The following is a 20,386-nucleotide window of genomic DNA, read 5'->3' on the forward strand; positions in this document are numbered from 1 at the left end:
CGGTCTGGTCGACGTCGGCGTCGAGGTAGGCTTCGGCGTCACGGTGGTGGTAGGCGCGGACGTTGACATGTTTTTCCACCACCTGATGGCGGGTTTGCAAGGCCCACACGCCATCTTCGCCGCTGCCCAGGCCGGCCGGTGGGCACAACGGCAGTTCGACGTCGAACTGGTAGCCGCGCTGGCCGTCACAGAAATGCACGACGTCGATCGGCAGGCGTTCGTGGTTGGTGAAGCGATACCAGATGCCGACTTCGGCCAGCAGGCGGCTGATGAAGGCCAGGTCGCTTTCGCCGTACTGCATCACCTGTTCGCGCCGGGGTATTGGCGATTCAGATTGAAGACGAAGTCCTGATACTCGAAACCGTGGCGGCGGCGCAGGACCTGCTCGACGATCGCCGGCACCGATTGGTGCTGGTAAATGCGGTATTGCCGGCCACGGTCGAGCAGGGCCAGTCGCGGTTGCAGGGTGACTTTGTAGCGGGCTTCGTCGCGGGAGCCGGAGAGTCGTTGCAAACCGGTGATCACGCCATGCAGGGTGCGCAGCGGTTTGACCTCGGGCGTCGGGGCCCAAGAGAACACCGGCAGGTTCGACGGCACGGCGTGCAGGCTGAATGTGGCTGGCTTGCCGAGCAGTTGTTCGGCGGCCAGGTCCTGGTCGGTGCTGGTGAATTCGATGTGGTAGACGTAGGGTTGGCTCAGGTGTTCCGTGCCGTCGAAGGCGAGGACGTCGAGGTGGGCGTCTAGATCCTCGACCTGGAGTTGTGGCGGCTGTGGTCGAAGAAAACGGGTACTTGGGTGTTCACGTCTGGACCTCCTTGGGACATTCGAGGAGGTGTCATTTCCACCCTCGTTCAAGCGCTGTCAGCTTTCAAGAAGCTGAGCCGAGTTGAAAGAGGATGTTTCGTGAAAGTGCGTAGGAGGCGTCGGGATTGGTGGTGTGTAGGGTCTGTAAGAATTTTTACGGTGTTATCAAAGCAGGATTAAAAGATCGTCCGAACGCAACGATCTTTTGATCTTAATGCCCCCAGATCAGCGCTTCGGTCCACCCCAACTCGGCAAAATCCTCGGCCCGCAAGTGCGACTCACCAATACAGAAAAACTCGTCCAGTTGCGGCGGTTTCACCGATGTATCGCTGAGCATTGCATGGACCTGACCACGGTGATGAATCTGGTGCTCGAACAAGTGCGACAGCATGCGCAGGCGGCTTTCATGTTGCGGCGTGTCCCGGGCGATGGTCACCACTTTTCCCAGGTCGGCATCGCGCATTTGTTCGCAGTAGGCGATCAGGCGTCGGTCGACCTGGGCCTGCTCGCGCTTGAGGTCCAGGGCATCGGTGAACGGTTCGTCGTCCGTGAAAAATACGTAGCAATCGGGATGCGGATCATCGCCGCGCAACTCACGCTCTAGGGCATCCACGTAAAACCAGTCGCACGTCAGGATGTGGTTGAGGGTCGTGCGTAGGCTGGGAAAGAAGCTGACGCGAGGGGCTGCCAGATCATCCGCACTCAACTGACACCAGGCTTTGGCCAGTCGGTGATTGGCCCAGGCGTTCTGATAAGCCATGGTCAACAAATGGTGTGAAAGAGGTTGATTCATGCTCATGCCTCCTGAAACTAAAGCCTGCTGAATCTCAAGGCTCCTGATTCTCAAACTTGCGCGAAACGTTGCAGCTGCATCTCCTGCAAGCGACTCAGGGTGCGTCGGAACGGGAATTCCAGGTAGCCCTCGGTGTAGAGCGAATCCATCGGCACCTGCGCTTCGAGGTATAGCGGTACCTTGCGGTCGTAGCATTCGTCCACCAGGGCGATGAAACGCCGCACACCGTCGTCATGCACCGACAGCTGCGGCAATTGGCGATCCCCTGCCTCCACTCGCACGGCGCCGTCTTCAGTGCCCCGGGCAATGCGCCCTGCACGTTTTTGCGCGCTCAGGTTGGGGACATCACTCAACAGGATAGCGCTGAAGGTGTCGCACAGGACCATGAAATCCATCGCGGCAAACGGCTGCTCACAGAGATCGGCGTAACGACACCAGAGCACGGTTTTGCTCGCCTGCACCACATCCAGCGAACGGTAACCGACCTTGACCGGTTCGCTGGACACCGGTTGGCCAATGGTCAGCACCTTGAACACATCATCCAGTGCGCTGGATTGTCCCGGCACGGCCACCCAGTAACGCTGCAAACCCTGCCCCGGATGCAGACGGTGATCTTCGCCGCCGTTCACCGCTATCACCTGCATGTGCTGTTTGATCGCGACGATGGCGGGCAGAAAGCGGTCGCGGTTGAAGCCATCGGCGTACAGCTGGTCCGGGGGCAGATTGGAGGTGCAGACCACCACCACGCCTTGTTCGAACATCACTTGGAATAACCGCCCCAGAATGATCGCGTCACCGATGTCATTGACGAACAATTCGTCGAAGCACAGCACCCGCACCTCTTCGCTCAGTTCGCGGGCCAGGGCCTTCAGCGGGTCGGCGGTGCCGGTGAGCTGAAACGAGCGCTGATGCACCCAGCCCATGAAGTGGTGAAAGTGTTGACGCCGGGCAGGAACCCGCAGATGTTGGTAAAACTGGTCCATCAACCAGGTCTTCCCGCGCCCGACCGGGCCCCATAGGTACACGCCAGTAATCGGCACGCGCCCCTCATGCAGCGCTTCATGGCACTTTTGCAAGGCCCAGACGGCATGTTCCTGGGCTTCGTCCTGGACGAAACCCTTTTGTTCGATCGCGTGTTGCCAGGCGCTGAGGGGAGAGTCGACATTCATGCGCGGCAGTATAGTCCTGTAGCAGTCGCCGGTCGGCCGATTTCCAAATAAGAGCCTTGACGACATATATGATTAACATCATATTTAATAAATGCCGTGCAACATCTATTAAATTCTCGATCGTTACTTCAGGAGTCATCCCCATGCATTACAAAGTTTTCGGCCGCAAGACCGGCCTGCGGGTTTCCGAACTGGCACTGGGCGCCGGCAACTTTGGCACCGGTTGGGGCCACGGCGCCGAACGTGACGAAGCCAAGGCCATTTTTGATGGCTACCTGGAGGCTGGCGGCAACTTCATCGACACCGCCAACGGCTATCAGGGCGGCCAATCGGAAACCATGCTCAGCGAGTTCATCGCCGCGGAACGGGATCACCTGGTCATCGCCAGCAAATACACCTTGGGGACTACACCGGCAGCCGGCATTTCCCACACCGGCAACAACCGCAAGAACATGGTTCGCGCCGTGGAAGAGAGTTTGAAACGGCTGAAAACTGACCACCTCGACCTGTTCTGGGCCCACATGAGCGATGGCGTGACACCGATGGAAGAAATTCTGCGTGGTTTCGACGACTTGGTACGGGCCGGCAAGATCCATTACGCGGGTCTGTCGAATTTCCCGGCGTGGCGTATCGCCCGGGCCGATCTGCTGGCCGAGATGCGCGGTTTTGCGCCGATTGCCGGGATTCAGGTCGAGTACAGCCTGGCCGAACGCACTGCGGAGCGCGAGCAATTGCCGATGGCCGAAGCGCTTGGCCTGGCCGCGACCTTGTGGTCTCCGTTGGGTGGTGGCTTCCTCACTGGCAAGTACCGCAACACCGAGGGCGACAACCGCGCCAGTAAACTCGGCATGCTGGTTCACGCCGAGAAAAGCGCCCGTGAAACTGCCCTGCTCGATACTCTGCTGGCCGTTGCCGAGGAACTGGCAGCCAGCCCGACCCACGTGGCCATCGCCTGGCTGCGTGAGCAAGCCAGACGTTCGACCACCACGCTGATTCCTATTCTCGGCTCACGGACCCGTGTACAGCTGGACGCTACTTTGGGGGCGTTGACCGTACAGCTGAACGCCGAGCAGTTGGCACGCCTCGATGACGTCAGCAGCGTGGCCAAAGGCGTGCCCCATGAATCGATTTCCGGTTCTGCTGCACGGTTTAGCGGGGGCGTAACCCTCGACCTGCCGAAAATCCCCGTGGCCTGAAAAAGCTTCGCGGGCAAGCCTCGCTCCTACAAGTGCACCGCTCACCCTGTAGGAGCGAGCTTGCCCGCGAAGAGGCCGTAACAGGCACTACAAAACTATGTTACCGATCGACCTTATGCTTGGCCGCATAAAGGCACAGCATCTCCATCGCCAGCGTCGCCGCCGCCAATGAGGTGATGTCCGCACTGTCATACGCCGGCGCCACTTCCACCACATCCATGCCCACCAGATTGATCCCGCGCAAGCCGCCGAGGATTTCCAGCGCCTGCACCGTGCTCAGGCCGCCACACACTGGTGTTCCGGTGCCCGGAGCGAAGGCCGGGTCGAGGCAGTCGATGTCGAAAGTCAGGTACACCGGGTTGTCACCGACCCGAACCCGAATGGCCTCGACAATCGCATCAACCCCGCGCCGATGCACCTGCCGCGCATCCAGTACCTCAAAACCCTGATGATCATCGTTAGTGGTGCGCAAACCGATTTGCACCGAACGCGACGGATCGACCAGGCCTTCCTTGGCGGCATGCCAAAACATGGTGCCGTGGTCGATACGCTTGCCCTCTTCGTCCGGCCAGGTGTCGCTGTGGGCGTCGAAGTGGATCAGTGACAACGGGCCATGCTTGCGTGCGTGAGCCTTGAGCAGCGGATAGGTGATGAAGTGATCGCCACCGAAGGTCAACATCGCGCTGCCCGCGTTGAGAATGTGTTCGGCGTGGGCCTCGATGCTTTCCGGGGTCGACTGCGGCGAACCGTAATCGAAGTCGCAATCGCCGAAGTCCACGACCGCCAGATGATCGAACGGGTCGAAGGTCCATGGCCAGTGACGCTCCCAAGCAATCCCGGTAGACGCGGCACGAATCCCCCGCGGTCCGAAGCGCGCGCCGGGACGGTTGCTGGTAGCGGTGTCGAACGGCACGCCGCTGACCGCCACGTCGACACCGCGCAAGTCACGGCTGTAGCGACGGCGCATGAAACTTGTGATGCCGGCGTAGGTACTTTCGGCGGCAGTGCCGTACAGGCTGTCGCGGGTCATGGCCTGATCGTTTTGCATCGGGACGTCCATCTCGGGTTCCTTATTATTGGCGGCTACGGTTTATTGGCGGCTACGGAAAGCGGTCCACAGTCGGGTGCGCTGACGCATGTCCTTGAGGCTCATGCTGCGGTCGGCGTACAACCGGTCACGTATGTCAGCGGGTGGGTAGATGTCCGGGTCGGTACGCACCGCCTCATCGACCAGCGGCGTCGCAGCCTGGTTGGCGGTGGCGAAGAACAGGGTGTTGGTCAGCGCGGCAACGGATTCGGGACGCAACATGAATTCAATGAACTGGCGCGCGGCTTCGGGGTGCGGCGCGTCCTTGGGGATCGCCAGGTTGTCCTGCCATACAAGGGTGCCTTCCTTCGGAATCCGATAGGCGATTTCGTAGGGCTTGTTGGCCTTGCGCGCCTGGTCGGCGGCCATGCTGGTATCACCGTTGTAAGCCAGTGCCAGACAGACGCTGCCGTTGGCCAGATCGTTGATCTGACGGCCGCTGGCGACGTACAGCACCGAAGGTTGCAGCTTGTGCAGTAGTTCTTGTGCCGCGTCGAGATCATTCTTGTCGGTGCTGTACGGATCTTTGCCCAGATAGTGCAAGGCCAGGCCGATCACTTCCTGTGGCGAATCAATGATCGCAATGCCGCAGTCCTTCAATTTGCTGGCGTACTCCGGCTTGAACAGCAGATCGAGGCTGTTCAGCGGTACGTTCGGCAAACGTTTGTGCACCGCCTCGACATTCATTCCAAGCCCGAGGGTGCCCCAGGTATAGGGCACGCCATATTGATTGCCGGGATCGACAGCTGCGAGTTTGTGCAGCAGATCCGGATCAAGGTTGGCGTAGCCCTTCAAGCCTTCATGGGGAATGGCTTTCAAAGCCCCTGCCGCCAAGCCGCGCGCCAGAACGCTGGACGACGGCACCACCACGTCATAGCCACTGCCGCCGGTGAGCAGTTTGGTTTCCAGCACCTCCGGCGCATCGAAAGTGTCGTAGCGCACGTGAATGCCGGTTTCCTTCTCGAAGCGCTGCAAGGTTTCAGGGGCGACGTAATCAGCCCAACTGTAGAGGTTGACGACTTTGTCCTCGGCCTGGGCCGCTGCGGCCATGGCGAGGAACAGCGCGGGTACACATAACTTGAACACTGGAGCCATGACGAACACCTGACCGGAGGAAGTGGATACAGCATGCGTCGTCGGATACATTGATAAAATATAAAGATTATTAACCTGACATTAGCCTTGAGTAATGTTTCATGCTCGGACAACTTCATGATCTGGACCTGCAACTGTTGCGTCTTTTTGTCAGCGTGGTGGAGTGCGGCGGCTTCAGCGCGGCACAGGGTGAACTGGGCTTGAGCCAGTCGAGCATCAGCCAGCAAATGGCCAAACTGGAAACCCGGCTTGGCTACCGGTTGTGCAGTCGGGGCAAGGGTGGATTCAGGGTCACGCCCAAAGGCGAACAATTGCTCAGCGCCACCCGAGGTTTATTCGAATCCATCGAAGCGTTCCGCCATAAATCTAATGGCGTGGCCGGGCGTCTGATCGGTGAAGTGCGCCTGGGCTTGTCCGAAGCGCTGGATCAATCGGTGCTGCAACGGGTGGCCGAGGCGATCCGGCGTTTTCGCGAACGCGACGAATCGGTACGTATCGAATTGATGAGCGCCATGCCCGGTGAAATGGAGCGCTTGCTGCTGCAACAGCGGCTGGACCTGGCCATTGGCTATTTCTCGCAGGTACAAAGCGCCTTTGACTACCGTGAACTGTTCACCGAAACCCAACATTTATACTGCGCCGCCGGCCATCCACTGTTCAGCAATGACGCGCCGGATGACCAGGCGTTGCAGGCTTGTGATCGGGTCGATCACCCCTACCGCTTCCTGCGCAGCGATGAGCCCTTTCAGGGAAAACTGTGTTCGGCGCGATCGGAACAGGTCGAAGGCACCCTGGCCTTCATTCTGTCCGGCAAGCACGTGGGCTATCTGCCCAATCACTTTGCCCGTGGCTGGGAAGACAAGGGTCTGCTGCGGGTCGTACGCCGCGAAGGCATGAGTTTCGACGTGGCATTTCACCTGGCGCGCCATCGTGCGCAGGTGCCGGGGGATGCACAGAAGGCGTTTGAGGAAGACTTGTTGGCGGCGTTTGCCTGAACCTCCTGTGTCTGCCAGTTCTTATAGACTCGATTCTGCAGGTCATGGAAAATCCAAATGTCCAGGTCTTGGGTGAACCTGCCATGCCGCCAGGTGTCGCACAGTTGAACCGTCAGACAACGCTCAAGGGCTGAGCCGCGCCGGCCCATCCCTTTGTTTACCTATGAGAGCACGTCCATGCGCAGCGTCCACGCGGTCATCCTTTCCCTTCTGTTGCTCTCCCTGAGCGCCTGTGCCCTGTTCCCCAATCGTGATCCACTGAACATCAACGTGGTCGGCATTCAGCCATTGCAAAGCCAGGACATGGAAGTACGCTTTGCCGTGAAAATTCGCGTGCAAAACCCCAACGATACGACCATCGACTACAACGGTGTAGCGCTGGACCTGGAGGTCAATGGTCAGCCGCTCGCCTCCGGCGTCAGCGATCAATCGGGTTCGATTGCGCGTTTTTCCGAAACCGTGCTGACGGTCCCGGTAAGCGTGTCGGCGTTCTCGGTGCTGCGCCAGACTTTCGGTTTGAGTCAGATGCAAACCCTGAACAACATGCCCTACGTTCTGCACGGCAAACTGGCCGCAGGCTTGTTCGGCACGATGCGTTTCGTCGATAGTGGCAAGCTCAGCCTGCCGGGGCCTACGACCGGCAGCCTGTAGGAGCGAGCTTGCTCGCGAAAAACCCAAAGGCACCGAGGTAATCCAAGGCACTCGGCGTCGGAACGCCGCCCGGAGCAAGCCTCGCTCCTACAGGGGTTATGTTGTGAATTTCACGCCCGGTTTGGCCCGCTCATCCACGCTCAGCTCGAACACATCGGGACGAGCGTAATGCCCGACCACGTCGAAGTCATAGCGGGCGCGAATCAGATCATCGGTGTCGATTTGCGCCGTTAGCAAACCCGCCTGACCACGCATCGGCCCGGCCAGAATATCGCCCATCGGACCTACGATGACACTGCCGCCGGCAATCAATGGTCGATCCGCCGGCCAGTTGGCGACCTCCACGCCAAGCGCCTGCGGCGAGTCCTGAACCTGACAGGCGCTGACCACAAAGCAGCGGCCCTCATGGGCGATATGGCGCATGCTGACCTGCCACATCTCCCGCTCGTCGACCGTTGGCGCGCACCAAACCTCCACGCCTTTGGCGTACATCGCAGTGCGTAACAGCGGCATCATGTTTTCCCAGCACACCACCGCGCCAATCCTCCCGACCTGGCTATCGATGACCGGCAAGGTCGAACCATCTCCCTTGCCCCAGATTAGCCGCTCGGTGCCGGTTGGCATCAATTTACGGTGCTTGCCCACCAATCCCGCCTGTGGGTCAAAATACAGCGCAGTGCAGTACAACGTGCTTCCCGCCCGTTCGATAACGCCGATTACCAGATTGGCGCCAGTGCGCGCCGACAGCCCGGCCAGTGCTTCGGTTTCCGCGCCGGGCACATCGATGGCATTGGCGAAATAACGGGCAAAGGCCTCCCGTCCTTCCGGCAGCCGATAGCCCAATTGCGTTCCAAAACCCTCGCCTTTCGGATAGCCGCCAAGCAGCGCTTCGGGCATTACCACTAATGCGGCACGGGATTCGATGATTGCGTTTTCATAGGACAGGATCTGTTCCAGGGTCTGTGCCTTGCCACCGGGCAAGGCGCCTATTTGAAGCGCGGCAACAATCGATTTAGGCATCACGTCAGCTCCGTTGGCATCAGGTGTTGCTCATTCTCAAACGCCACGGGATCATGAATAAAGCCCCATTCACTGCTAAATGATATGAACCAGATGAATATCGTCGACATCGATCTAAACCTGCTCAAAGTCTTCGAGGCGCTGCACGAGGAATCCAGTGCCAGCCGCGCCGCACTGCGCCTGGGCGTGACGCAGTCGGCGGTCAGCGCGGCGTTGCGCCGGTTGCGCGAGGTGTATGGCGATCAGTTGTTCGTTCGCACCGGACGCGGCTTGGCGCCGACGCTCAAGGCCAATCAACTCAAACCCGTGGTCAGTGACGCCCTGAACAAATGCCGCCAGAGCCTGGCGATGGTCGACCCCGACGCCAGCCATTACGACGGGCGATCCGTGACCGTGGGCATGTCGGATGATTTCGAGATTGCCTACGGCCGGCGACTGATTGAAGAAGTCGCCCGCAGCGCCCCGAAGCTGCGCCTGATCTTTCGCCAGACCCACAGCCAGATCGTCGCCCAGGCTTTGATGGAGCGCAGCATCGACCTGGCAATTACGGCCGGCGGGTTTGCCGAACGCATGCTCAGTCGTCAGGTGTTGGGGGAAGGTAATTATGAGTGCCTGGTAGACCCGCTCAGCCTGGAAGCGAACCAGCAAAGCATTGGCCTTGAAGAGTTTGTCGCCCGCGAACATATCCTGGTGTCTTCGGGAGGCTTTATCGGCATCACCGACGAGGGACTGGCGGCGTTGGGTTTGAGTCGAAGGGTTTGTGCCTCGACCACTCATTTTGCGGCATTGCCATACCTGCTCAAGGGCAGCCGGGCGGTGGCGACCATTCCGGCCCATGCAGCCCGCAGCATCGCGGCAATCAGCGGTCTGGCGCTGCTGCCCTGCCCTCTGGCGTTGCCGCGCTACCCGATCGAGCTGGGTTGGCGCACCAGCGTCCAGCTCGATCCGGTGGTGTTGAAAGTGCGCGAAGCGATTGTCGCGAGCTTTGCGTAGCCGTTACTTGGCGGCCATCAAGCGATTGACTTCACTGCGCACCATGTTTGAGAACTCCGGTGGCGACATGCCGTCCAGCTCGGCGCGGACCCACTCGGCCCATTTGCCTTTGCGTTTGGCACGCTCACCGAACAACCGGGCGGCTTCGCCTTTGGCTTTGCCCAGGTTGTTTTGCCAGAGCTCGAACAGACGGGATTTTTCATCTTCAAGCGCCGCGCGCTCGGCAAGGGATTTGTCGGCCAGATTGAAGCTCATGGGAATTTCCTGCTGCGTAAATAGCCGACATCTTACACTGTAGGACGAATCGTCCTGCTCGGGATTTTCACCGGGATGGCGCTAGCGCGCAAAATCACTGCAACTTTTTCAGTCGCCGCGCACTCCATTGTTCACTGTTCACTTAACTGCAAGGAGTACTTCAATGGCCCGCAAAACCGCCATGCAAGCCGCCGAAGACCAAATCAAGGATCAAGCCTTCAGCGAACTTCAGTCTTTGATAGAAGAGTCGGAAAAACTGCTCAAAAGCAGCGCTTCACTGGTGGGAGAGGAAGCGGAGACACTGCGCGGGCAGATCGCCCTGAAACTCCAGCAGGCCCGGAACTCGGTAACCAGTGTTCGTAACCGCACGCTGCCCGCGGTCGAAGCCACCGAAACCTACATCGGCGGTCATCCATGGCAACCGTGGCGGTTTCGGCCGGTTTTGGCCTGGTGGTCGGGTTGTTGCTGGCCCGGCGTTAAACACAGCCATGCATGCCCCTGTAGGAGCGAGCTTGCTCGCGATGAATTTGAAAGCGACGCATTTTTTCCGCCTGCAAGCGTCATCGTTCACGTTGATCGCGAGCAAGCTCGCTCCTACAGGTTCTACGTCTTAATCTCCAGCCAGCTCCCGCAAACTCGCCAGCGTCCGCGCATCCAGCGCAATACCACTGGCTTGCGATTTGGCCCGTTGATAGTGACGTCGATCCCCCGGTAACCGCTTTAACCCACACCATGCATCTGCCGCACCAGTTCCTGGCTGCGCTCGGCAAAGCCCTGTCCGGCGGCCTTGCTTGGATCGATGACGATCAGCAATTGGCCGGTCCACGGCGTCTTGGCACCGGGGTGATTCTTCCAGTCAAACTCGAATGAAAAATTGCCCCCGGTCAACGCCGCGGCCAACAACTCCACCATCATCGACAGCGCCGAGCCCTTGTGCCCGCCGAAAGGCAACAAAGCACCGCCTTCCAGAATCGCTTTCGGGTCCTGGGTCGGCTGACCGAGGCCGTCCACGCCCATGCCCGGCGGTAAACGCTCGCCTTTGCGCGCGGCAATCTGCACATCACCATGGGCAATAGCACTGGTAGCCAAATCGAAAACAATCGGTTCGCCATTGGCACGGGGCGCGGCAAAAGCAATGGGGTTGGTACCGAACAACGGGCGATCGGCACCGTGAGGCACCACACAGGTCATGCTGTTGACCACACTGAGCGCCACCAGTCCTTCATAAGCGAACGGCTCGACATCCGGCCACAACGCGGCGAAATGGTGGGAATTGCGGATGGCAAGTACCGCGATGCCGGCGCTGCGGGCCTTCTCCACCAGCAAGGCTCGTGCCGCCGCGAGAGCCGGTTGCGCAAAACCGTTGCCGGCATCGACCCGGACAAAACCCGATGCCACGTCCTCGACCAGCGCAACGGCCTTGCCGTTTACCCAGCCGCTTTTCAACGTCGAAACATAACCGGGAATGCGAAACACCCCGTGACTGTGGGCACCGTCACGTTCGGCGCCAGCGCAGTTTTCAGCCAACACCCTGGCGACGTCAGCCGAGGTTCCATGGCGCAGGAATATCTTCTCAAGCAATGCCGTCAGTTCAGCGAAGGACAGGTTTTGCGAGACATCAGTAGACACTTGATCGTGTGGCGCAGACATCTGAAGCTCCAGACTAATTATTGGAGGGGGCAACAGCGTATGTAGACCGCCGATTAACAACGCGCGGCGAGGGACCTGTCAACCCCTTCGATTGCGCCTGTTTGCACGAACACCGCCCGCCCGTGCGTTAACTATCTACCACCTGTGCCCCGGCACGCACTTCTAGTCTCGACGCTCCATCCACTGGCGCGCTGCGCCGCGCCTTGCACGAGACTCGACGATGTCTACATCCACTGCTCCACTGTTTTTCCCCGAAGCCCTCCAGTCCCCCGGCCTTTGGACGGCACTTGGCAAAACCCACGGACTGACGCGAAAGGACTTCGAATGGTTCAGCCACCTTCAGTTAAGTACCCATGAAAGTCGCAATCAACAAACCCCGCCGATGCTCGCCGAGAAAGTCCTGGTCAGCACGGGGACGTTGTCCCTCCCCCTGGCTGGCTGCTTTGTGTTGAGCTCCACGCCCGATGACAAGGGGGAAATTCTCTACACCCCATACGCAGGCATAAAGAAATTCGACAGCCGCACGGCCTTGTCCAGGCAAATCAAAAGCAAGTTGGACAGCGCAGGCGAAGACCATGACTTGCTGGCGTTCATGTCATTATCCGCGCGCAAAACCCTGGCGGCGGCCACCGACATCAAAGTGACTTTCAAGACCATTGCCGGGGACGTTTTCGAAGATCAGCGCGCAGATATCGAAAACAGCCAACGTAGTAACAATCAGGCCATGATCGACGAACTGCAGAAGCTGCCAACACTCAACGCACTGCTAGATACTGTGCTCGATGAATTGCTGAAAGCGGATTTTCCAGGGCTGGATCAGCGCCGGACCCAAGTCAGTTTTTATGCCGAAACAGCGAACAACCTCGCCGATGCGCAAAGCTCAAAGTCACGACAATTGACCCACTCCATGTCCCTGAGTGAAGCGGCACTGTCGTATTACCGCCATCAGCGCTGGCCGATCGGGCAGCGTGCTGAATACTCTCATCCACAAAGGAAGGCGCTGGCCGCTGACCAACAACGCTGGGAAACGGCGATCAAGCGCGCTGCCAATGACCTGATCAGTCGACTGTCCAGCCAACTGCAACGTTACTGGAACCAAGCGAGCGCCGACGGAGCCACGCGCCGGGCGTTCGTTTCGCGGGCCATCGGTGAAAAGGCGCGAGCAGAACTGCTACTCAAGCGCGAAGACCAGGTGATCACCCCGGAACAAAGCCGTGCCCTTGACCCGCTGATCAATCCAACGACGGGAACAAGCACCACACTGACCGTCGAAACCGTGCGGCTGTGGGAGTACCAGGCCAACTATGTAGAACTCGCCGGCTCGCTGATGATCAGTCAGGACAGTTCCAATGCCTTTCTGTATACCCCCGCCCATGGGCTACAGGTTCTGAAGGACTATCAGGACCTGAAAGCTACCCTGCAGAAAAAATCCATGGTGGCCGGGCACGACGATGAGCTCTATGAGCTCCTGAGTCTGGAAGAACGGCAGCGCTTCATCGGTTTCGATCAGCCGCAAGTGTCTGGCGCCGTGGTTAGCGGCTCGGTATTCACGACACTCTTTGAAACGGTCATTACCAAACAATTGCAAAACATGGAATACGCCTTTCAGGTCTTGCGCCACAGTGACGGCGCGGTAAATATCCAGGCCTACTTCGACAAGGCTCTGGACATACGCTCCATGATCGGCGAACAACTGCTGACGCTGGAAACCCAGGGTCGCTGGAGCACCCGCCCCGTATTATCGGGCGAACAACCTTCCATGGTTCTGGGGACACGGCGGCGGGTTTCGTGAAGACTTTTCGCTCTGTCGAAGGGCCGATCCGCGAAGAGTTCGAGGCCCAACCGCTGCGCACTCTGGCGATACAGCAATACCACCTGGCAGCCATGAAACCGCGACTGTCCCACGCCCTTTCCGTAGGCGTGCGTGGCGAGGCCACCCTTCGGGAGTTGGGTGGCACACTGCGAAACGCCGATTGGGTCATCGTCGATACGGTCTTCAACCCGGAACGTCCGGACCGTGCACGTCGACCCGCCGTCCGGGGTTTCCACCCGGATGCTTTCTCGCTGGTCCTTGACTGCGCTGGCGAAAAGGACGTTGTGCGCTTGGCTAACTGCGTCTTGTTGACCGAGCGTGGCGGGCTCGATGTCCAGCATTCCGGGCGCGCGATCCTGTGGACACCGGCGGCAGGGCTGGAAGTCTTCAAGACAGTCGCCAGCGCCCGCCAACAGCTGAACCTGCGCCTGCTCGACCCTGACGAACGCCTGGTACTGTTGGAGAACCTTTCCCCTGTCCAGCGCAAGTACCACCGGCGCTACTCGCTTAACTCGTTACGTCTGATCGAGGGCGATGTCTTGCAGCACATCGTGCAATCGGGCACTGAGCTCTTTCTGGCGCGATGCGAGCACATGCGGTCCTTGGAGTTGACCGCCACCAAACAAACCAAGGCACTTGAAACGTTGATGCGGCAAACAGGCATCGAGACCAACTTGCACAGAGCCACCCAGATTGCCCAGGCCATCAGCCACCAGCAATCTCTGCCAGCCTGGCTCGGCCTGGCGCCCGTCGAAGAGCAGAAACTGCACATCGAATTGCTGGAGCAATATCGCAACAATGTCACCGACGACAAAGACTACCTGCACGGGCTGCAGACGCTTGAGGAGTACGTTCGTCAAACACTGAAAACGTTGCTGACGGCCCGATTCCCGAAAAAATCCATTGATCCCGACTTGATCGAGATCACGCCCAATCTGGCGTTGGCAGGACCTGCGCAGACCCTCACCCAATTCGCCTTGAACCACGTCAATATCGCCCATGGCACGGGATTCCGGGTCAGCTCCAGCGCCCCTCAAAAACTGCCTGAAGACCTCAATCAAGCCGCCATCACTCAGCTTTTACTGTCACTGAACATTCAGCGAGATTATGCAAAACAAGTCACAGAAGCCTTGTCGGGCGCCGCTGCCGCCCCCCGACATTTGCGATTCGTTAAACAAGTCCCGTGGCAATTGCTGCAACACGCCCACGCCCTGAAATTGCAGCGACATCTGTCCTCCAGCGCTTTCGATTTGATTTCCCAGGTTCTGGACATGCCGGACGCCGTTGCCCGGTCAGCGGTGGCAGGCGCTCACGCCATCGTCCGGCCGCTGGAGCTGATCACGACCACCGGCTCCACCGCCGTCCAGGCCAAGGGCCTGTACCTGATCAGCCCTGGCGCTGGAAAAAAGGGGTCGCACATCCTGTATGCGCCCTACTCCCCAGGTTCGTTGTTTACTGAATTCGCGGACGAGACTTGCGTAGTCGCAGCAATTAACACGCCTGGCGCATTGCAGGACCTGATCGTTCGTCGCCTGCCTGTAAACGAGCAGGCGTCGTACCAAAGCCTACTCAAGTCCAGCATCGGTGAGTTAAGCGAAATCACCCTCGGGTCTACGCCCATAGGCGGCAACCTGCTGACGCAGTTATTCGATGACAACACCAGTGTGCTGACGCAGTTGCTCGGTAGTCAGTCGCAAGCCACTGGCCAGTCTGACTGGGAGCAAGCCAAACAGTTGTTCAGCGCCGGCATCAAACTGATCGCCAGTCACTTGCCCGGTAAACTCGCCTACGTCCGTTTTTTGTGGCAAGCGTTCGAAGACTTCCTGGATTCTGCCGAGGCATTGCAGGATCACCATTGGACACGTGCCTTGAAGAGTTTCATTGACGGTGCCGCGCAGATGGTGACGCTGGGAGAACTGTCGCTGGAGGATCTGGACGGCATCGAACCCGTGTCGACCCATATCACACCCGTCAAGACACCGGTCGCCGAACCACAGTGGTCGCGGATCAAACCGACAGCGTCGACACGCACCCTGTTGCAGCCTTTCGAGGGGTCAACCGTAGCCCTGAAGGACTTGACCAAAAACACGGCCGACGGCACTTACGATGATCCCGTCAGCAAGCTGCGTTATGCCCCCGTCGCCGGGAAAGTCTATGCCGTTGAAAAACCCGGCGATGTCTGGCAAATCAAAAAGCCTACGTCCGCGGGCCCTCGCTTATGAAACACCAGGCCAGCAAATGGTGCTCGACCCGGACCTCCATACGGTGCACTACGGCAAGGGCATGTCGAAGATGTACAACGAGTACGTGGCAGACAGTGGAGTTCGCCAGATTATCAATATCGAAGCCCGAGGTATGACAAACATCCGCGCCAAATTCCCGTATAAGGCCCGCATGATCGTGCAGGCCATCGATATGGCGCGCTACTACGTATTCAATAGCTTGCACAATCTGGTGCAAGCCCGACGCCTTGAAAAAGGCACACGGCTGGAGGGTTTCTTGAAGTCTTCTTTGATGTCGCCGAGGTCGATACCGACCTGCTTGATAAGATAGGAAAAGTCATCGTTCCTATCTGCCAGGCACTGGTGAACGAGAACGATGAGTTGTTGAACTCCGAGCGCTTTATCGTTGGCTCGCTTCGCACCCCACAGATAACACGAGTGCTTTTGTAATCGATGACGATGAGCGCCGGCATGTGCATTTCACCGAGCATTTCTTCGATCCACAACTCACTTTTTACACGCCCTTCCTGACGGAAAATTTCGATGTCGACGGCCACGCTCAGGCCGCCACGCTCCTACACGAGTTCGCTCACCTTTTTTCGGAAGCGGTCGATATGACCTATCTTGAAGCGAGAAGACCCTTCAGCGATCTTATCTCGCCTATAACCAGCGTGGCCGCAAACATTAAACGCGAACAGGAAGAGTTCCAACGAGAAGCATTGTCCCTGGATACTCCGCGCGAAGAACTGTTCTCCCGATGGAACAGAGAATTGCAAGAGTGGGTCAGCCTGGATTCGATTCCAGGTGTCAAACATGTGGGCAAGGCAATCCTGAAAGTAACCGGATGCCAGAACATGGATGAAGCACGAACCGCTTTCAGGAGCCGGGCCAATTCAGACGCGCGCATCGCCACCATTTTGCACACGCCGACTCGATCGCGCATTTGATCTGCCAGATGGGTCGACAGCTCGATCCGGCTCTACCGCCTGCTTCCTGATCGCCATTTATAGGCGCAGGACACGTGTTCTGCGCAGCGCAGCGTCACTATTGAGCTAATAGAAATCGTTTTGATCATTTTTCACCTCACCTATGGATACTGCTGCCCGCTGAACAGCATTTGCGCTACACAAGCGGAAAATAAATACACCTTGATGTTTAATTGCCATGAGCGATGTTCTCGCAGCTGCCCTCAAGGTTAGAATGGCGCAAATCAGGATGAGTCAATGACCGACCACTCTCTCTCCCCAGCCGAATTCGACGACATCACCGATGCCGCGGCGCACTGGTGCATGCGCATGCATGCCGATGACTGCACCCCGCAGGAGCGCCTGGCGTTCGAGCAGTGGCTGGATGCTCATCCGCTGCACGCGTTCGAGTACGAGGCCATGCTGGAAATCTGGGATGTCGCCGGTGATTTGCCGCGTCCTGAACCTGTCGTCGTGCCAATGGTTGCGGTGAAACCCCAGACACCCTGGCGCACCTTTGGCATGGCCGCCGCCGTGTGTGCACTGGCGTTGCCTTTGGCGGCTTACAGCGGCTGGAATCTGGGCTGGCTGCCCAATTCGTACCAACACTTCGAAGCGACCGACAATGTGCGTCAGGTCACCTTGAAGGATGGCAGTCAGGTCGAACTGAACCTGGGCAGTGAACTGACCTACAGCAACTACAAGGATCATCGTCAGGTCACCCTGAAAAAAGGCGAAGCCTTCTTCAGCGTCACCCACGACACCAGCCACCCTTTCCTCGTCAAGGCGGCCGAAGGCAAGATCCGGGTCACCGGGACCAGGTTCAACGTCTGGATGTATGAAGACCAGGTGAAAGTGAACCTGATCGAAGGCTCGGTGCTGGTCAGCAGTAATGATGACCTGCCGGGGACGGATTAAGGCTGGACCCATCGATGCAGGCGAGTTATCGCCAGGGCGATTTTATTCCGCGGATCAGCCAGACCTACGACGGCGACAATTCGCTGGCCTGGCGCAGCGGCAAACTGGTACTCGATGATCTGGCGCTCAATGATGCGCTGCCCCTGATCAATCGTTACCTGGAAATCCCGCTGATGGTGGCCGACAACAGCACCGGCGCGATCCGTATCGGCGGCATCTACAACATCAAGGAACTCAACACCCTGGTGGCGACTCTGCCCAAGGTGCTACCGGTTTACCTGACCCGCAACAAGGACGGCAACCCGGTCCTCAATTCCATTCCGCAACGCACTCCGAAAAGCTGAAGGCCGCAACCCTTGCGGGGTGCGGCCTTCGTCCATCGTTCAACTACCCATTACTCTATTGTGTAGCCACCTTCCCGGCCTTCTCATCCTGTTCGCGGATCGACTGTGCCTGGTATTGCGGATCGGACGTGATCTGCTGTTCGGTGAACGGCAACACACTCAACTGCTTCTTCGAAAACGCCAAGGTCTGGTCCCGGGAGTATTTCGAGGCCGGATCACTGGAGAGCGAGAACGCCAGCAGCCCCTTGGCCTGCGGGCCCTTTTCATCGAAGGTCACGACTTGCAGGTAGCTGGTGCCGCTGACCACTTCGCGCTTGCCGTCGGTCCGGGGCACGCTCTGAATGGCGTTGTACACGCCCAGCATACCCGGCCCGCCGTGGATCGGCGTTTGCTGGCCGCCACTGCTGACCACCTGAATATCGCCCCAACGGCTATCCTGCTTCAGCCCTGCCGCATTGACCTGCTCCACCGACGCCAGCATCGCCTGACGCAATACCTGCGCCACTGCAGGCCGGTCGACAGCCAGGCCACGCGGAGTATGTTGCGGGTCCTTCGGATCAAACGCCACACGCCAGATATCCGCGGCCTGTTCCAGAGGCGCCATGACATTCTGGAAATGCACGAAGCCCAGGCCGCTGTCGAGATTCGCCTTGCGATCCCACGCCTTGAGGCTGGCACACAGCGGCGCCAGGATTTTCGCATCGGCGCCCAGATCCGCCGCGCAAAATTGCAGCAGGTCCGGCATCACTTGCGCCGCCTGATAAACCTGATCGTCCATCACCATCTGTTGCAGATCCGCTGCCCCAATCGGGCCGGCCTTGGCTAGCGTGCTCAGGCGATCCAGGGCAAACCGCGAGCGCAAGCCCAATGGCTGGCTATCCTGGCTGATCAATGGCGAAAAACCGCTCAGCGGTTGCGCCGGGTTGACCATCCACGCGGAATCGTTGGAGTGCTGCACGAAGTCCTTGCGCAATAGTTGCGGCAATTTATCCGCCGCAAAAATGCCCTTTTGCGCGGCCTGCGGATCGATGTCCCAGGCGCAAGCGCTGTTGGATCCGTCGAGGACAATCATCTGCAACCCGATACGCGGATCGCTGCACTGCGCCAACTTCTCGGCACTGACGTTCGGCACAACCGACAGGTTCATGTATAGCGTTTGTCCCTGATCGTCCGCGGCCAGGGTGTTGACCCACGGGATGCCCTGGATCTTGTGGACCGAGTCCTGAAATTCCTTGAGGCTGCCGGCACGATTCATGGCGTACCACTGCTGCAGCACACGGTCGTTTTCCAGGTTGGCATCGCGCAAGCTGTAGGCAAACTGGTTGTCCCAATCCAGCCTTCCTGGCCACTGCACGATCGGGCCGAACCGCGAGCTGTAGACCACATGGGAAACCGCTTTGACCGAACCGTCCGGCTGCTTCACGTCAACCGTCAGCGTCTGTTTCTGCATGGGCAGGGATTTGCCGTCGAGCAGGTAACGGGTCGAATCCCTGGGGTCCAATCGCAGGCGGTACAGGGTGAAATGCCTGGACGAATCCACGGTGTGGGTCCAGGCCAGGTGCTGGTTGAAACCGATGTTGATCATCGGCAGGCCGGGCAATGCCGCGCCCATCACGTCCAGCTTGCCGGGAATGGTCAGATGCATCTGATAGAAGCGCATCCCGCCAACCCAGGGGAAATGCGGATTGGCCAGCAACATGCCGCGATCATTAAAGGAGCGATCGCTGCCCACCGCGACGGCATTGCTGCCACGGTCCAGGGCAAACCGCTGCATGCGCACTTCGGCCACCTGGAACGCTGTCTGTTTACCTGCATGCCCGGCGACCGCAGCCGGCGGCGTGGCACCCGCCAGAGCTTCGGCAAACTGCCCGACGCCACCTTCTACCAGAAGGCGGCGGGTCAACTTGAGCAGATCCTCGGCGGTGATTTCCCGCACCCATTCGCCCTGGCACTGCTGCGGTAGCCCCTGGGCCCGACGCTCTGAAAGGGAGCGGTTGTAGCCGGCTACATAGCCTTCGATCAGCTCTCGCACTTCAGGGGTTTGCGCCTGCCAGAACCCGGCAACTGCCTGCTGCGTGTTCAACCAGTTGAAAAACAGGTCGCTGACCAGGTTCTCGCGCTCTTCAATCGTGAATTGATCCGGACCGAAAAAACGTGAACGTTGACCGTTCACCGTGGCGATCTCATTGGCCAACAAACACAGATTATCCTGAGCGTAGGCATAGCCGATTCCATAACCGAGCCCCCGTTCGTTCTCGGCACGAATATGCGGCACACCGAAACTGGTCCGGCGGATTTCGGCACTTGCCTGCTCAGGCGGGTTACGCGCATTCGCCGCAAGACTCAGCCCCAGCAACACACCCGCCAGGCTCAACCTGCTTAACTGACTGGAAATAATCACACTCGCTCCTGATCG

At 58.9% G+C, this 20,386-nt stretch carries 15 protein-coding genes and 4 pseudogenes; 10 read left to right on the forward strand and 9 right to left on the reverse strand.

What is annotated here, in order from left to right:
* The 3 genes and pseudogenes from CES87_RS30325 to zapE all read right to left on the reverse strand — a co-directional run.
* A pseudogene (locus CES87_RS30325) lies at window positions 1-824 on the reverse strand (type VI secretion system Vgr family protein); the annotation flags it as partial.
* Window positions 825-1,015: 191 nt separating this feature from the next.
* Window positions 1,016-1,597: a DinB family protein gene (locus CES87_RS30330; RefSeq protein ID WP_128609019.1), complete on the reverse strand. Its 582-nt coding sequence runs from the start codon at window positions 1,595-1,597 to the stop codon at window positions 1,016-1,018.
* A gap of 50 nt (window positions 1,598-1,647) precedes the next feature.
* Window positions 1,648-2,766, reverse strand: coding sequence for a cell division protein ZapE (gene zapE / locus CES87_RS30335; protein ID WP_128609021.1), 1,119 nt, complete (start codon window positions 2,764-2,766; stop codon window positions 1,648-1,650).
* A 143-nt stretch (window positions 2,767-2,909) separates the two neighbouring features.
* Here zapE and CES87_RS30340 point away from each other — a divergent pair, with 143 nt between their 5' ends.
* Window positions 2,910-3,962: an aldo/keto reductase gene (locus CES87_RS30340; protein WP_128609023.1), complete on the forward strand. Its 1,053-nt coding sequence runs from the start codon at window positions 2,910-2,912 to the stop codon at window positions 3,960-3,962.
* A gap of 100 nt (window positions 3,963-4,062) precedes the next feature.
* On the opposite strand, the gene speB is transcribed toward CES87_RS30340, so the two are convergent.
* Window positions 4,063-5,022, reverse strand: coding sequence for an agmatinase (gene speB, locus CES87_RS30345; protein ID WP_128609025.1), 960 nt, complete (start codon window positions 5,020-5,022; stop codon window positions 4,063-4,065).
* A 30-nt stretch (window positions 5,023-5,052) separates the two neighbouring features.
* Window positions 5,053-6,144 carry a polyamine ABC transporter substrate-binding protein gene (locus CES87_RS30350; protein WP_128609027.1) on the reverse strand — a complete coding sequence of 364 codons (1,092 nt, stop codon included), beginning with the start codon at window positions 6,142-6,144 and terminating at the stop codon, window positions 5,053-5,055.
* Window positions 6,145-6,245: 101 nt separating this feature from the next.
* Between CES87_RS30350 and CES87_RS30355 the strand changes: the two genes are divergently transcribed.
* On the forward strand, window positions 6,246-7,139 hold the full coding sequence (locus tag CES87_RS30355; RefSeq protein ID WP_128609029.1) for a LysR family transcriptional regulator: 894 nt from the start codon (window positions 6,246-6,248) through the stop codon (window positions 7,137-7,139).
* Between the two features lie 177 nt (window positions 7,140-7,316).
* A complete protein-coding gene (locus CES87_RS30360; protein ID WP_128609030.1) occupies window positions 7,317-7,790 on the forward strand; it encodes an LEA type 2 family protein in 474 nt (157 codons plus the stop codon).
* Between the two features lie 96 nt (window positions 7,791-7,886).
* Here CES87_RS30360 and CES87_RS30365 read toward each other — a convergent pair whose 3' ends face one another.
* Window positions 7,887-8,810, reverse strand: a complete 924-nt coding sequence (locus tag CES87_RS30365; RefSeq protein ID WP_128609032.1) for a carbon-nitrogen hydrolase family protein — start codon at window positions 8,808-8,810, stop codon at window positions 7,887-7,889.
* 84 nt (window positions 8,811-8,894) lie between these two features.
* On the opposite strand from CES87_RS30365, the gene CES87_RS30370 reads away from it, so the two are divergent.
* Window positions 8,895-9,803, forward strand: coding sequence for a LysR family transcriptional regulator (locus CES87_RS30370; RefSeq protein ID WP_128609034.1), 909 nt, complete (start codon window positions 8,895-8,897; stop codon window positions 9,801-9,803).
* A gap of 3 nt (window positions 9,804-9,806) precedes the next feature.
* Here the strand turns inward: CES87_RS30370 and CES87_RS30375 are convergent, their stop codons facing one another.
* Window positions 9,807-10,058, reverse strand: a complete 252-nt coding sequence (locus CES87_RS30375; protein ID WP_128609036.1) for a hypothetical protein — start codon at window positions 10,056-10,058, stop codon at window positions 9,807-9,809.
* Between the two features lie 163 nt (window positions 10,059-10,221).
* Between CES87_RS30375 and CES87_RS30380 the strand changes: the two are divergent.
* Window positions 10,222-10,538 (forward strand): annotated as a pseudogene (locus tag CES87_RS30380) (YqjD family protein).
* Between the two features lie 130 nt (window positions 10,539-10,668).
* Here CES87_RS30380 and CES87_RS30385 read toward each other — a convergent pair.
* Window positions 10,669-11,708 (reverse strand): annotated as a pseudogene (locus CES87_RS30385) (Ldh family oxidoreductase).
* Between the two features lie 220 nt (window positions 11,709-11,928).
* On the opposite strand from CES87_RS30385, the gene CES87_RS34680 reads away from it, so the two are divergent.
* The 5 genes and pseudogenes from CES87_RS34680 (at window position 11,929) to CES87_RS30395 (ending at window position 17,970) form a co-directional block, all read left to right on the forward strand.
* Window positions 11,929-13,500, forward strand: a complete 1,572-nt coding sequence (locus CES87_RS34680; RefSeq protein WP_322784206.1) for a hypothetical protein — start codon at window positions 11,929-11,931, stop codon at window positions 13,498-13,500.
* On the forward strand, window positions 13,497-15,743 hold the full coding sequence (locus CES87_RS34685) for a dermonecrotic toxin domain-containing protein (protein WP_322784207.1): 2,247 nt from the start codon (window positions 13,497-13,499) through the stop codon (window positions 15,741-15,743). The genes CES87_RS34680 and CES87_RS34685 overlap by 4 nt, the downstream gene beginning before the upstream one ends.
* Window positions 15,676-16,074 carry a hypothetical protein gene (locus CES87_RS34690; protein WP_322784208.1) on the forward strand — a complete coding sequence of 133 codons (399 nt, stop codon included), beginning with the start codon at window positions 15,676-15,678 and terminating at the stop codon, window positions 16,072-16,074. The genes CES87_RS34685 and CES87_RS34690 overlap by 68 nt, the downstream gene beginning before the upstream one ends.
* A 142-nt stretch (window positions 16,075-16,216) precedes the next feature.
* On the forward strand, window positions 16,217-16,690 hold the full coding sequence (locus tag CES87_RS34695) for a hypothetical protein (RefSeq protein WP_322784209.1): 474 nt from the start codon (window positions 16,217-16,219) through the stop codon (window positions 16,688-16,690).
* A 276-nt stretch (window positions 16,691-16,966) separates the two neighbouring features.
* Window positions 16,967-17,970, forward strand: a pseudogene (locus tag CES87_RS30395) (FecR domain-containing protein).
* A 55-nt stretch (window positions 17,971-18,025) separates the two neighbouring features.
* On the opposite strand, the gene CES87_RS30400 reads toward CES87_RS30395, so the two are convergent.
* Entirely contained in the window at window positions 18,026-20,371 is a 2,346-nt protein-coding gene (locus tag CES87_RS30400; protein WP_128609038.1) for an acylase, read from the reverse strand.
* Between the last annotated feature and the right edge of the window lie 15 nt (window positions 20,372-20,386).

The sequence above is a fragment of the Pseudomonas sp. ERMR1:02 genome (assembly GCF_002277815.1).
Classification (GTDB): domain Bacteria; phylum Pseudomonadota; class Gammaproteobacteria; order Pseudomonadales; family Pseudomonadaceae; genus Aquipseudomonas.